The following is a 13,328-nucleotide window of genomic DNA, read 5'->3' as shown; positions in this document are numbered from 1 at the left end:
CGATTATGTATAAGCTCGCTATTATTTTTGCTGGCCTGCTGTTGAGCGTAGCCGTGGGGCCGAAAGCTTGGGGCCAATCGTTGCCGCTGGGCGCCGATACAGTTGCCGCGCCGGTTACGCTTCCCAGCCTCAGCACCCTGCGCTACGGCCACTCCGATACGCTCCGGGCCGTGCAACACCTGTTTATGCAGCGCTCCAAGGCTACGCGCGGCTGGCTGCAGGCCGGCACGGGCATTCTGCTGGATGGTGCGGTAAAAAAGGTGGTGGTGAAAGCCTCCAAACGCAAAAAACAGCCGGAGTATGTGCAGGACCACTATGAGGACCTCGATCAGCAGGCTAACCAAGATATAGTATTTGGTGCTTTGATGACGGGCTACGGCATATTCCGCCTCAGCCGCTTCGGGCCGCGACAGTACCAGCGGGTGGTGGCCGCTTACCAGCAGGGCCAGCCGCTCCCGCCTTACCTCAACCGCAAGCTCAAAACCAAGTACTTCCGACTGCTACCGCTGGGTAGCCGCCAGGAGCGGGCCCAGGCGGTGGCGCAGTAGTGGGGCGTTGCGCTGACTGGTTTATGCTGCGCTTTTACTCGTTCACATTGCCACTGCCGCCCACCAGCTGCGCGAAGTCATCGTAGTTGCGGATGTAGTCGGCCTCGTCGTACTCCTGCGAGGCTAGGCACATAAGTACCGCACCGGGGCCGAAGCGGATTTCGCGCCAGCATAGCGGCGGCACGTACAGGCCCTGCGTGGGGTGGTCGAGGCAGAAGGTGTGGCGCTGGCGGTCGGGCGTTTCTACCAGTAGCTCGATGGTGCCGTGGACGGCCACAATCAACTGCTCCAACTCGTGGTGGGCGTGGTTGCCGGCTACTTTGGTGGCGGGCACGCCGGCCGTCCAATACACGCGCCGCACCGCGAATGGGAGTTGCCCGCCTTCCGCGATAATCAGGTGGCCCAGCTCAGCGGAGCCAGTGGCAGGAAAATCGAGCAGGTGCGGAAGCGGCATGAGCGGTAAAAAGGGGAGGAGCACGGCCGGTTCAGGCAACCGGCTCCGGGCAATTCATGAAGAAACAAATAGCAGCGGCATGCTCCGAATGACGTTTCACTAACCACTAACCACTGATTCGGCTAGCAGCAGCGTTTTCCAGGCGTCCAGCAAGCGGCCTTCTTCCAGCAGCTGCTGGCCCAGCAGTACCAGTTCGTGGCGCTGGCGGGCGGGGGCATCGGCGTGCTGGCTGAGCGTGTAGCTCACGATGGGCTCCTGGCGGAAGGCGGCTACTTGGTCGGGCGTCGGGATGGATTGGGCCTCGATGTTGGCCAGGCGGCCCAGGTTGTTGCCGGTGAGCACGTCGGAGGTGCGCAGGAACTCGGGGAGCTGGTCGATGCCGATGCCCAGGTTGCGGTTGGGCTTGGGCACTTCGAACAGGCTGTGGGCGGGGCGGGTGTACCAGTCGCCGCCGAGGCGGGCAATGGCGTCGAGCTTGCGCGGGTCGATGCCGACGCCGGAGGGCAGCACGATATCGTTGCGGAAGTGCGCCAGCACCACCCGGCAGATGACCATGTTGCCAGCTCCGTTGTTCTGGCCCAGCTCAATAATCTGCTCCACCACGCACTCGAAGGCGGCCGGGGCTTCCTGCACCCGTGGCGGGCGTACCTGCTGGCTGGGCACCTGCGTAAAGCCGGCCTTTTCAAACTCGTTCACACCCTTGGCGTACTCGGTGCTGGCCAGCGACATCTGCTCGACCATGGCGTAGTCGCAAATATGAATGACGCACTCCGCTACCTCGCGCACGTTTTGCAGCGTATGCTTCTGGGAGTTGTCGCGCACGCGGTTGGCGGGCGAGAAGGCCAGAATGGGTGGGTTCGAGCCGAAGCAGTTGAAGAAGCTGTAGGGGCTTAGGTTCACGCTGCCGTCGGCGGCTACGGTGCTCACGAAAGCCACCGGGCGCGGGGCTACGGCGCCCACCATAAACGGGTGCCAGTCGGACGGGGAGAGGTCGGTGGGGTTGATGGTGCGGAAGGACATGGGGCGAAGGTCGGAATAGTCGCGTAATTTCCCGCCGGCCGCCAGGCGGCGCCCCGGTATCGGTAGGTAGTTGCCACTCATTTTCCCCGCATATAGTATGTTGTTACGTCTGCTCCTGTTGTTGCTGCTTACCCCCCCGGCCCTGGCCCAAACCCCGGCCGACACGGCCCGGCTACGCCGCCACCTCGTGGCCCTCACCACCACGCCCGAGCCCCGCAACTACCAGCACCTGGCCAGCCTCAACCAGGCGGCCGACTATATCGCGGCCGAGCTGGCCACCGCCGGGGGGCGGCCCACCGCGCAGTGCTACGAGGTGCAGGGCCAGACCTACCGTAACGTACTGGCCAGCTTCGGCCCCGATACCGGGCCGCGCCTCATCATCGGGGCGCACTACGACGTATGCGGCGAGCAGCCCGGCGCCGACGACAATGGCACTGGCGTGGCGGCGCTGCTGGAGCTGGCGCGGCTGCTGGGCCAGCAGCCCGCGCTGCCCTACCGCATCGATTTGGTAGCCTACACGCTGGAGGAGCCACCCTTTTTCCGGACCCCGCAAATGGGCAGTTATGTACATGCCAAGTCGCTGCACACGGCCGGCGTACCGGTGCGCGGCATGGTGGCCCTGGAAATGCTGGGCTATTACGATGAGCGCAAAGGCAGCCAGAATTACCCGCTGGGCCCGCTGAAATGGGTGTATGGCAGCCGGGGCAACTACGTAACCGTGGCCCAGAAATTCGGCAACGGCCGCTTCGGCCGGCAGTTCGCGCGCCGCTACAAAGCGGCCGCCGCGCTGCCCGTGAAGCGCTTCAAAGCCCCCGCCTGGCTGCCCGGCATCGACTTCTCCGACCACCTCAACTACTGGCAGTTCGGCTACCCGGCCGTGCTGCTCACCGACACGGCCTTCTACCGCAACAAGAGCTACCACGAGCCCACCGACACCCTGGCCCGCTTGGATATGCGCCGCCTGGGCCTGGCCGTGGACGCGCTGCTGGCCGTGGTGCTAGCGGGTTGACAGAGTCAGGACCGCTGCCCCACCCAAGCCCAGCCGGTCTGGACTACCAGATACGGGGAGCCATCTTCGGCCACGTACTCGTGATGGTTTTTGGCAAGCCCCCACGCCGGCCAGCCAGTCGGGTAATCCGAGGCATCCAGCAGGATTTCCCAGCGTCGGGTCTTCCAGGTGAGCAGCGCTGCGCCGGGTAGCTGCTGGTACTCCGGCGGCAGTGCAGGGCCCGTGGAGTCGTGTTCGCGGCTCATGCGTTGGTAATGCTCCCTTTCTTCCCGAATGCTGACTACGACTTCCGATTCGTGCGCGAAATCCGGGGAAACGAGCCAAAGCGTCAACACATACGGCTCGGACCGGCTGCGCAGGTTATGCTCCCAGGCAAAGAAGGTATTGAGTAGATGCGTAGCAGCCCGTTGCCGGATCTGGCGTGGCGGTAGTCTGCCGTGCCAGTGCCAGATACCTAATCCTAGCCGACGATGAAAATAATGGTACTGATTGAGTAAAGCCAGCGGCAAAGGGCCTGGCTGAGGCTGAAGGCTAAGAAGACGGCGAGAGTGACGCCTTCTGCCTCTGAACTTTCTGCGTGGAGAGAACTTCATGGAGGGAAAGATAAAACGCAATAGTTGCTCAATTGCTATATCTTTACTAACTAGCTATAGCTAAGTAAGCATTTACTCACTCACTCACTCACTCGAAATGTCTCAGCTCCGTTGCCCCAAATGCGAATCTATGGAAGCCACCAAAAGTGGCATTGTGGGGGGGCGGCAGCGGTATAAGTGCCGAAATTGCGGCTACCATTACTCGGTGGCTAAAGCCGGTAAGGAGACCAATCCATACTACGTAATCAAGGCCTTACAGCTGTATGTGGAAGGAGTAAGCTACCGCGAAATTGAGCGCCTGCTGGGCGTGAGCCACGTGAGCGTAATGAACTGGGTGAAGAAGTACGGCGTGAAGGCCCCGCGACAGACCGACTACCATCCGACGTATAAAATCCTCAACCAGAAAGAACTGGCCGATTTTTTTCAGCATCCCGATAACATCAAAGGCTCGGGCATGATGATAACGGAGCTGGGCGATAAGTACATGCTGATTAAGTGGGAGCGGTTCCGGCAGGCCTGAGACTATAGGCGCTTAGCGGAAGTATAGCCAGCGTGCGGATTTGCGGGCGGAGATTTTCTATTTGGGGGTACCGGAGCATCGCCTTAGGGTTGGTGAGTTCCGGATTGAACCAGTTTCGTCCCATTTCTCCCCACCCACATGCGTAACGTTCGCTACCCATTGGCCCTGAGTGCCTTGCTGCTGGCCGCTGCGGCCTCGGCCCAGGTGCAGCCGCCGCCCGCCGGCAATCAGCCCTCCCCGCCGCCCGCGCCCCAGGCCCCCGCGCCCGCGTCGGCCGCCCCCACCGAGTCGGTGCCCTACGGCGCGGGGCTCAAGTTACCGCTCTCACCCGACGGCTCGAAGTACCTGCGTTTCATCACCTGGCACCAGGTCTGGACGCGCTTCAACCAGAACAATACCGGCTCGCAGCATACCTCCGGCGACCCGCAGCGCAACACGTTTGATGTGGGCCTGCGCCGCTCCCGCCTGATTCTGTACGCCCAGCTCAACCCCCGGTTTCTGATTCTGACCCACATCGGCATCAACAACCAGAACGCGGTGGGCGGCGGCGTTGGTATCGGCGACCCCGGCAAGAAACCCCAGCTGTTTGTACACGAAGCCATCGTGGAGTACAAAGTGATTAACCAGCTCAGCGTTGGTGCGGGCCTGCATTACCAGAACGGTATTTCGCGCATGACGCGGGCCAGCACGCTCAACTTCCTGGCCTTCGATGCGCCTATTACCAATTGGCCCACCATCGAAAAAACCGATCAGTTTGCCCGCTACATGGGTATTTATGCCAAGGGCCGGATAGGCAAGCTCGACTATGCCGTGGCCGTCAACGACCCGTTTGTGACCAGCCCGACGGCTACCCCGGCCACCGTGCCCACCAACGTGGCCGAATACTACCCGCGCAACCACTCCAAGAACTTCCAGGGCTACTTCGCCTACGAGTTTCTCGACCAGGAAGCCAACCTGCTCCCTTACGCGGTAGGCTCGTATCTGGGAACCAAGCGGGTGTTCAATATTGGGGCAGGGTTCCTGTTCAACAAGAACGCCATGTTCTCGCGGCCCGGCGCCCTGCCACCCCCGCCCACGGGCCAGCCCGGCGCCGACCCTTACAGTTACGTGCCCTTCAAAACCCATAACCTGGGCATCTGGTCGGCCGACGTGTTCTTCGATACTCCCCTCAACAAGGAAGCCGGCACGGCTTTCACGGCCTACGCGGTGTACTACAACTTCGATTTTGGCCCGAACTACGTGCGCAACATCGGCATCTTGAACCCGAGCTCGGCCGGCGGCTCGACCGCTATTCCGGGAGCCGGCACGCTGCGCGGCAACGCTTTCCCAACCGTGGGCACGGGCTCGGCCCTGTATGCGCAGGCCGGCTACCTGCTGCCCAAAAACGTGCTCGGGCCTAAGGCCCGCCTGCAACCCTACGCCGCCTGGCTGCACGGCGACTACGACGGGCTGGAAACTATTGGGGCCAAAAAAGTGAACGTGCTCGACCTGGGGGCCAACCTACTGCTCGACGGCCACAACGCCAAGCTCACGCTCAACTACCGCGCCCGCCCCGACTACTCCAACCCCCAGAATATCAACTACCGCCCCGAAATCACGCTCCAGACCATGATTTTCTTGTAAGAGCTGAGGTGAAATGGTGAAATGGGGAGATGAGGAGTGCCGCTCAGCGTGCGCTACCTGGTCCATTATCACCGGGTCCTTCAAGCAGCAAACTCACCAACTCACCATTTTACCTCGCACATTATGGAATCAGGAGTACAGCGTCCCGGCTCTTCGGCCACTACGGTTGCGGTTGAGCACGACAATAATTCAACCCCAGTCAGCAAAATCTGGCAGGTTATCACGGCCTCGTCCGTGGGTACGGTTATCGAGTGGTACGACTTCTATATTTTTGGCTCGCTGGCGGCCATCATCGGGCCGGTGCTGTTTGGGCATGCGGGCAAGATTGAGGACACGCTACTGGGCGCGCTGGCCGTATTTGGCGCTGGCTTCGTGGTGCGGCCGTTCGGCGCTCTGTTCTTTGGCCGCCTCGGCGACATGATTGGGCGTAAGTACACCTTCATGGTGACGCTGCTGCTCATGGGTGGGGCCACGTTCGTAACGGGCCTCATTCCTAGCTACGATACAATTGGCGTTGCGGCGCCCATTATCGTGGTGATGCTGCGCCTGTTGCAGGGCCTGGCCTTGGGCGGCGAGTACGGCGGCGCCACCACCTACGTCGCCGAGTACGCCCCCGATAAAAAGCGCGGCTACTACACCAGCTTCATCCAGATTACGGCCACCGGCGGCCTCATTCTCAGTATTCTGGTCATCATCATCACGCGCAAAACGCTGGGTGAAGAGGCATTCAAAGAGTGGGGCTGGCGCCTGCCGTTCCTGCTTTCGGGCGTCCTGATTATTGCCTCGTACTACATCCGCAAGCAACTGCACGAGTCGCCGCTTTTTGCCAAGGCCAAGGCCACCGGCACCACTAGCGCGAATCCGCTGCGCGACTCGTTCATGAACCCCGTTAATCGTCGGCTGGTGCTTATTGCGCTGTTTGGCGTAACAATGGGCCAGGGCGTGATTTTCTACACCTCCCAGTTCCACGCCTACTCGTTCATGAACAACACGCTGAAGCTCGATATTGTGGACTCCAGCACCATTCTGGTGGTGGCCATGGTGCTGGCTACGCCGCTGTTCATTTACTTCGGCTCCCTCTCTGACCGCATTGGCCGCAAGCGCATCATTATGATGGGCATGATTTGCGGGGCCCTGTTCACCATTCCGCTCTTCTACGGCATCAAAGCCTACGCCGGGCCGCTCAGCGAAATCACGCCCGCCACCATCGACGCCGCTGGTGTTGCCGTGCCCGCCGTGATGAAGGCGCTGGCTCCCAACGTGTTTATGATGACGGTGCTCACCTTCATTCTGGTGCTGTTCGTGACGATGGTATACGGGCCCATTGCGGCCTACCTCGTCGAACTGTTCCCGACCAGCGTGCGCTACACTTCGCTCTCGGTGCCTTATCACATTGGTAATGGCGTGTTTGGAGGCTTCGTGCCGCTTATTGCTACTGCCATCGGTGTGTGGGCCGCTGCGCAGCCGGTCGGCACGTTTGCCAAGGAGCACAGCAGCCTGCTGGGCCTCGTGTACCCGGTAACCATTGCACTCATCTGCTTCTTTGTGGGTATGGCCCTGGTGAAGGACGTGCGCAACGTGAAGCTGATGGACGAGAATTCCGGCGACGTACAGTAAGCAAACTACGCCCCCCGGGCGTACTCAAGCAAAATCCGCCGGGCCGTTGGTTCGGCGGATTTTGCTTGCTTTGGCGGATAGTCGTTCTGGGTTTGCGCCTTCCCCCCTCCGACCCCGTCCCGGAAAAGTAGGGGGCAGAGGGAGGTGCAAACCCAGAACGAAGCTAAACAGTGAATTTCCCCACTTTTCCCAACGCCATGTCTAACCCCCAACCATCTGAGCGGCCCGAGCAGCGGCGGGGACAACGGCTGCTGTTTCTGGCGCTGCTATTCGGCGTGCTGCTGAACTTCCCGTTGCTCGGTGCCTTCAGCCACGATGCCCGCCTGGCCGGTATTCCGGTGCTCTACCTCTACGTGCTGGCCGTTTGGGCCGCCCTGGTTTCCCTCACGGGCTGGCTGGTGAAGGGAATTAAAAATTAAAAGTGAAAAATTAAAAATTGCCGTACGCCGGATTTCGAAAGACCTTATTTAGCTGCTCCATTTAAAAAAAATACCGAATCAAACTGTCAGATTTTTAATTTTTCACTTTCAATTTTTACTTGAAAAAATATGAGCCCGCTGTTGGTAATCGGTTTTTCGTTTGGCTACCTCGGCCTGTTGTTCGGGGTGGCGTATGCGGCCGAACGGCGGGCTAAAGCGCGGCGGAGTTTGGTGAGCAACCCCTACGTGTACGCCCTGAGCATGGCCGTGTACTGCACCGCCTGGACGTACTACGGCTCGGTGGGTCGGGCCGCGAAGTTTGGGCTGGAGTTCGTGGGCATCTACCTGGGGCCTACACTCATGGCTCCGCTGGCCTGGCTGGTGCTGCGCAAAATCATCCGCATCTGCCGCACCCAGCGGCTCACCTCCATTGCCGACTTCATTTCGGCCCGCTACGGCAAGAGCGCCGGGTTGGGGGCGCTGGCCACGGTGGGCTGCGTGCTGGGTGTGGTGCCGTATATTTCGCTGCAAATCAAAGCCATTGCCGATTCGTTTGAGATGCTGACCCATGGGCCCGGCGCGCTGGGGCTGCCCGTGGGCGAGGCGGCGGCCGTCACGTCGGCGTTCTACACCACGGTGGCGCTGGCCTTCTTCACCATCGTGTTCGGGGTGCGCTCCATTGAGGCCACCGAGCGGCACGAGGGCATGGTGCTGGCCGTGGCCATCGAAAGCGTGTTCAAGCTGGTGGCCTTTCTGGTGGCCGGGCTGTTTGTGACCTACGGGCTCTTCAATGGCTTTGCCGACGTGTTTGAGCAGGCCGCGGCAGTGCCCGATTTGCGGCGGCTGTTTACGCTGGAAGGGGCCGGCACCGCGCCCGGGCAGTGGCTGACGCTGCTGCTACTGAGCATGTCGGCCATTCTGCTGCTGCCCCGGCAGTTTCAGGTGAGCGTGGTGGAAAACGTGAACGAAAACCACCTGCGCAAAGCCATGTGGCTGTTCCCGCTCTACCTCATCATCATCAACCTGCTGGTGCTGCCGCTGGCCTTCGGGGGCCGCCTGCTCGATGGGACCGGGCAGCTGGACGCTGATATGTACGTGCTGGCGCTGCCCCTGCAGGCCGGTCGGCCCTGGCTGGCCCTGTTCATTTACCTGGGCGGGCTATCGGCGGCCAGCAGCATGATTGTGGTGGAAACCATTGCCCTGAGCGTGATGATAAGCCACCATCTGCTCATGCCGCTGCTCGTGCGCGAGCCCGTGGGCCGGGCCGAGGGGCCGCGCTGGTTTGCCCGCCTCGGGCAGCTGGCCCTGCACACCCGGCGGCTGGCCGTGGTGCTGGTGCTGGCGCTGGCTTTCGGCTACTACGCTGCCGTGGGCCATGTGCTGCCCCTGGTCAACATCGGGCTGATTTCGTTTGCCGCGGTGGCCCAGTTCGCCCCCGTGGTGCTGGGCGGGCTGTACTGGCAGGGCGGCACCCGGGCTGGGGCCACGGCGGGGCTGCTGGCGGGGCTGCTGGTGTGGCTGTATACGCTGGTGTTGCCCACGATGGTGGAGGCGGGGCTGCTGGCAAAAACGCTGCTGACCGAGGGGCCGCTGGGCCAGGGCGGGCTGCGGCCAGGGGCGCTGCTGGGCCTGCACGGGCTCGATCCGCTTTCGCACGGGCTGTTCTGGAGCTGGTTTTTCAATGTGGGACTATACGTGGGCGTGTCGCTGCTGGGGCGGGCACCCTCGGCGCTGGAGCAGCGGCAGGCGCAGCTGTTCGTGCACGTATTCCGGCACGAGCCAGGCTTCGAAACCGGGCCGACCGGCTGGCACAGCGTGGCTTCGCTGCCCGATGTGCGGGCTTTGCTGACGGGCTTTCTGGGCCGCAAGCGCACCACGCAGGCCCTCGATGCCTTCCTTGAGCACTTCCCCGGCAACCCTGCCCGCTCCGATTACGCCACCGGCCCGGCGGAGGCCGAACGCGGGCTAAATTCGCTCGGGGTAGGCTCCGCTTTGTCCGCCGCCGCGGTAAAACCGGACCCGGCCGCGTCCGAAGCGCCCGCCGACCCGCGGCTGCTGGCGTACGCCGAAAAGCTGCTGGCCGGGGCTATCGGTCCGGCTTCGGCCCGGCTGCTGCTGCGCTCTTCGGTGGGGGTGGAGGATATCAGTTTCGACAATGTGGTGGTCATTCTGAAGGAAAGCCAGCAGCTGCTCGAAGCCAACCGTCAGCTCCAGAAGCAGCAGCGGCAGCTGCAGGCCCTCACCAGCCAGCTCCAGCAGGCCTACGACCAGCTGCAGGAGCTCGACCAGCACAAGGACGAGTTCCTCTACACCGTTACCCACGAGCTGCGCACGCCCCTGACCAGCATCCGGGCGCTGTCGGAAATTCTGAGCGACAACCCCGATCTGGAGGAGCAGGAGCGCCACCGTTTTCTGCACACCATCACCCGCGAGGCCGAGCGCCTGAGCCGCCTGATTGCGCTGGTGCTCGATCTGGAGAAGTACGAGTCGGGCACGGCGCGCCTCGTTAAGGTGCCCCTTGATGTGGCCGACATCATCACCGACGCCCTCGAAGCGGTGGGCCCGCAGCTGCGCGCCAAGCAGATTCGGCTGGATTTGGCTGTGCCGCCCGCGCTGCCCGCCCTGCCTGGCGACCGCGACCGGCTGATGCAGGTGCTGGTGAATCTGCTCAGCAACGCCATCAAATCGTGCCAACCGGGTGGGGCGGGGCGCATTGCGGTGGGGGTGGAGCCCACGGCCGGCGGCCTGCTGCTGTGGGTGCAGGACAACGGCAAGGGCATCGCGCCCGAGTTCCACCACCTGCTGTTCGACAAGTTCTACCAGGCCCAGAACCAAACCACCCGCAAGCCCGAGGGCACGGGCCTGGGCTTGGCCATCACCAAAAAAATAGTGGAGCTGCACGCCGGCCGCATCTGGGTGGAAAGCGAAGCCAACCAGGGCGCGCGGTTTTCGCTGGAAATCCCTTTGCAGGAGAATTAAAATTGAGAAATTAAAAATATAAATCCAAACACGAATATATGCGGCGGATAAGAAAAATAAATCCCTTATTTATGAAAGCTATTCACGCTTATTTTTAATTCTTCACTTTTGATTTTTAATTCCTATGACTCCGCACATACTGCTAGTCGACGACGAGCCCAATATTGTGATGTCGCTCGAATTTCTGATGCGCAAGGCCGGCTACCGCGTTAGCATTGCCCGTAACGGCTCGGAGGCGCTGGAAGCCATCAACCAGACGCCCTTCGACCTGATTATTCTCGATATTATGATGCCCGACGTGGATGGCTACCAGGTGTGCCGCCACGTGCGTGCGCTGCCCCTGCAAACCGACACGCGGGTGGTGTTTTTAAGCGCCAAGAGCAAAGAGGCCGACATGCAGCAGGGCTACGATGCCGGGGCCAACCTCTACCTGACCAAGCCCTTCAGTACCCGCCAGCTGATGGAAAAGGTAAAAGAGCTGCTGGCTGTCGGCAGTAGTTGAAGCGGCCGTTGTGGCCCCGGTAAGCACGCATTCACCCACCTAAAACGCCCGTAATATGCCCACCTACGCCGCCGATTACGCCGCCAGCCTCGCCGATCCGGCCGGTTTTTGGGCCGGGCAGGCTGCCCGCCTGGCCTGGTACCACGACCCGCCCCGGCCGGTGCTGAGCCAGGACGAGGGCACTGGTTTCTACCGCTGGTTTCGGGGCGGCCGGCTGAATACCAGCTGGCTGTGCCTCGACTTCCACGTAGCCAACGGCCGCGCCGACCAGCCCGCGCTGCACTACGATTCGCCCGTAACCGGCACGCGCCGCAGCTACACCTACGCCGAGTTGCTCGACCTGACGGCCCGGCTGGCTGGGGGCCTGCGCGCCCAGGGCGTAGAGCAGGGCGACCGGGTGCTCATTTACATGCCCAATATGCCCGAGGCGGTGGTAGCCATGCTGGCCTGCGCCCGGCTGGGGGCGGTGCACTCGGTGGTGTTTGGAGGATTCGCGCCGCCCGAGCTGGCCGTGCGTATTGATGACGCGCTGCCCCGTGCTATCATCTGCGCCTCGGCCGGCATGGAGTTCGACCGCGTGATACCCTACCTGCCTCTGGTGCAGCAGGCCCTGGCGCTGGCCACCCACCAGCCCGCCTGCGTAGTGGTCAGCCAGCGCGACTTCTGCCCGGCCGAACTGCCTGAAACCCGGCCGGCCGCTGGCCTGGCAGGGCCCCGGTTTGTAAACTACGGCCACCTGCTGGAGGCCGCCCCGGTGGCGGCCGTGCCGGTCGATGCCACGGCGCCACTCTACATTCTGTACACCAGCGGCACTACCGGCCGGCCCAAGGGCGTAGTGCGCGAGCATGGCGGACACGCCGTAGCCCTACGCTACAGCATGGGGGCCGTATTCGGGTTGCAACCGGGCGATACGGTGTTTACCGGCTCGGATATCGGCTGGGCCGTGGGCCACAGCTACATCGTATATGGGCCGCTGCTGCTCGGGGCTACGGCCGTACTGCTGGAAGGCAAGCCCGTGCGCACGCCCGATGCGGGCACGTTCTGGCGGCTGGCCGCTGAGTACGGAGCCAGCGTGCTGTTCACGGCCCCCACGGCCATCCGCGCCATCCGCAAGGAAGATCCCGAAGGCCTGCTGGCCCGCCGCTACGACCTGAGCAAGCTGCGCCACCTGTTTCTGGCCGGCGAACGGTGCGACCCCGCCACTTATGCCTGGGCCGGCGAGTTGCTGGGCGTGCCCGTGGTCGACCACTGGTGGCAAACCGAGTCGGGCTGGCCCATGCTGGCCACCTGCGTGGGCTACCCCGATGCGCCGGCACCCCTCGCCGGCTCGGCCGGCCACCGCGTGCCGGGCTACGATCTGCAGATTCTCGACGAGGCGGGCGAGCCCGTGCCGGCCGGTACCACCGGGCTGGTGGCGCTGCGCCTGCCGCTGCCCCCCGGCTGCCTGCCCACGCTCTGGAACGACGACTCGCGCTTCCAGCAGGCCTACCTCGAAACCTTCCCCGGCTACTACCTCTCGGGCGACGGCGGCTACTGCGACGAGCAGGGCTACTGCTACATTATGGGCCGGGTGGATGACGTAATAAACGTGGCTGGTCACCGCATGAGCACCGGTGAGCTGGAAGAAATTCTGGCCGCCCACCCGGCCGTGGCCGAGTGCGCCGTGCTGGGCCTCTACGATGAGCTGCGCGGGCAGGTGCCGGTAGGGCTGGTAGTGCTCAAAGACGGCCAGACGCTGCCCGAAACCGAGCTGGAGCAGCAGCTTATCCGGCTCGTGCGCGATAAAGTGGGGGCGGTAGCCTGCTTCCGGCGGGCGGCCGTGGTGGCGCGCCTGCCCAAAACCCGCTCGGGCAAAATCCTGCGCAAAACCCTGCGCCAACTCGCCGACGGCGAAGAATTTACGCTACCTTCCACCATTGATGACCCCGCCATCCTCGACGAAATCCGGGCCGTACTGTACCGGCGCGAAATGCTGAGAACGGCCGGCGACTCGCCCGTTTAAGCAAGGCATCCGCTTTATTCAGCCACTCACATATTCACCGTT

General features: G+C 62.7%; 12 protein-coding genes. 9 read left to right on the top strand and 3 right to left on the bottom strand.

Features of this window, described 5'->3' with window-relative positions:
- The first annotated feature begins 5 nt into the window (after window positions 1-5).
- Window positions 6-548, top strand: a complete 543-nt coding sequence (locus BLW21_RS03400) for a hypothetical protein (RefSeq protein ID WP_092737936.1) — start codon at window positions 6-8, stop codon at window positions 546-548.
- Between the two features lie 34 nt (window positions 549-582).
- Here the strand turns inward: BLW21_RS03400 and BLW21_RS03395 are convergent, their stop codons facing one another.
- Window positions 583-1,002 (bottom strand): sugar 3,4-ketoisomerase, encoded by a 420-nt coding sequence (locus BLW21_RS03395; protein ID WP_092737934.1) that lies wholly within the window; start codon window positions 1,000-1,002, stop codon window positions 583-585.
- A gap of 99 nt (window positions 1,003-1,101) precedes the next feature.
- A complete protein-coding gene (locus tag BLW21_RS03390) occupies window positions 1,102-2,103 on the bottom strand; it encodes a flavin reductase family protein (protein ID WP_317040216.1) in 1,002 nt (333 codons plus the stop codon).
- Between the two features lie 16 nt (window positions 2,104-2,119).
- Between BLW21_RS03390 and BLW21_RS03385 the strand changes: the two genes are divergently transcribed.
- A complete protein-coding gene (locus BLW21_RS03385) occupies window positions 2,120-3,031 on the top strand; it encodes a M28 family peptidase (RefSeq protein ID WP_092737930.1) in 912 nt (303 codons plus the stop codon).
- Between the two features lie 5 nt (window positions 3,032-3,036).
- On the opposite strand, the gene BLW21_RS03380 is transcribed toward BLW21_RS03385, so the two are convergent.
- Window positions 3,037-3,276, bottom strand: coding sequence for a hypothetical protein (locus BLW21_RS03380; protein WP_092737928.1), 240 nt, complete (start codon window positions 3,274-3,276; stop codon window positions 3,037-3,039).
- A 445-nt stretch (window positions 3,277-3,721) separates the two neighbouring features.
- Here BLW21_RS03380 and BLW21_RS03375 point away from each other — a divergent pair, with 445 nt between their 5' ends.
- The 7 genes from BLW21_RS03375 to BLW21_RS03345 all read left to right on the top strand — a co-directional run bounded on the left by BLW21_RS03375 (window position 3,722) and on the right by BLW21_RS03345 (window position 13,286).
- Window positions 3,722-4,144, top strand: coding sequence for an IS1/IS1595 family N-terminal zinc-binding domain-containing protein (locus BLW21_RS03375; RefSeq protein ID WP_139255067.1), 423 nt, complete (start codon window positions 3,722-3,724; stop codon window positions 4,142-4,144).
- A 138-nt stretch (window positions 4,145-4,282) separates the two neighbouring features.
- The gene (locus BLW21_RS03370) at window positions 4,283-5,767 is read left to right on the top strand and encodes a hypothetical protein (RefSeq protein WP_245711796.1); all 1,485 of its coding nucleotides are present in this window, start codon (window positions 4,283-4,285) and stop codon (window positions 5,765-5,767) included.
- Between the two features lie 123 nt (window positions 5,768-5,890).
- Window positions 5,891-7,384, top strand: a complete 1,494-nt coding sequence (locus BLW21_RS03365) for an MFS transporter (protein WP_092737924.1) — start codon at window positions 5,891-5,893, stop codon at window positions 7,382-7,384.
- A 197-nt stretch (window positions 7,385-7,581) separates the two neighbouring features.
- Window positions 7,582-7,803 (top strand): hypothetical protein, encoded by a 222-nt coding sequence (locus tag BLW21_RS03360; protein WP_092737922.1) that lies wholly within the window; start codon window positions 7,582-7,584, stop codon window positions 7,801-7,803.
- Window positions 7,804-7,932: 129 nt separating this feature from the next.
- Window positions 7,933-10,782, top strand: coding sequence for a sensor histidine kinase (locus tag BLW21_RS03355; RefSeq protein ID WP_092737920.1), 2,850 nt, complete (start codon window positions 7,933-7,935; stop codon window positions 10,780-10,782).
- A 124-nt stretch (window positions 10,783-10,906) separates the two neighbouring features.
- On the top strand, window positions 10,907-11,284 hold the full coding sequence (locus BLW21_RS03350; protein ID WP_175470844.1) for a response regulator transcription factor: 378 nt from the start codon (window positions 10,907-10,909) through the stop codon (window positions 11,282-11,284).
- A gap of 55 nt (window positions 11,285-11,339) precedes the next feature.
- Entirely contained in the window at window positions 11,340-13,286 is a 1,947-nt protein-coding gene (locus BLW21_RS03345; protein WP_092737915.1) for an AMP-binding protein, read from the top strand.
- The last annotated feature ends 42 nt before the right edge of the window (window positions 13,287-13,328 follow it).

The organism is Hymenobacter psychrophilus (genome assembly GCF_900107135.1).
In the GTDB taxonomy this organism is placed as follows: Bacteria; Bacteroidota; Bacteroidia; order Cytophagales; family Hymenobacteraceae; genus Hymenobacter; species Hymenobacter psychrophilus.
Note: the sequence above shows the minus strand (reverse complement) of the source record. Positions and strands in the feature narration are given on the sequence as shown.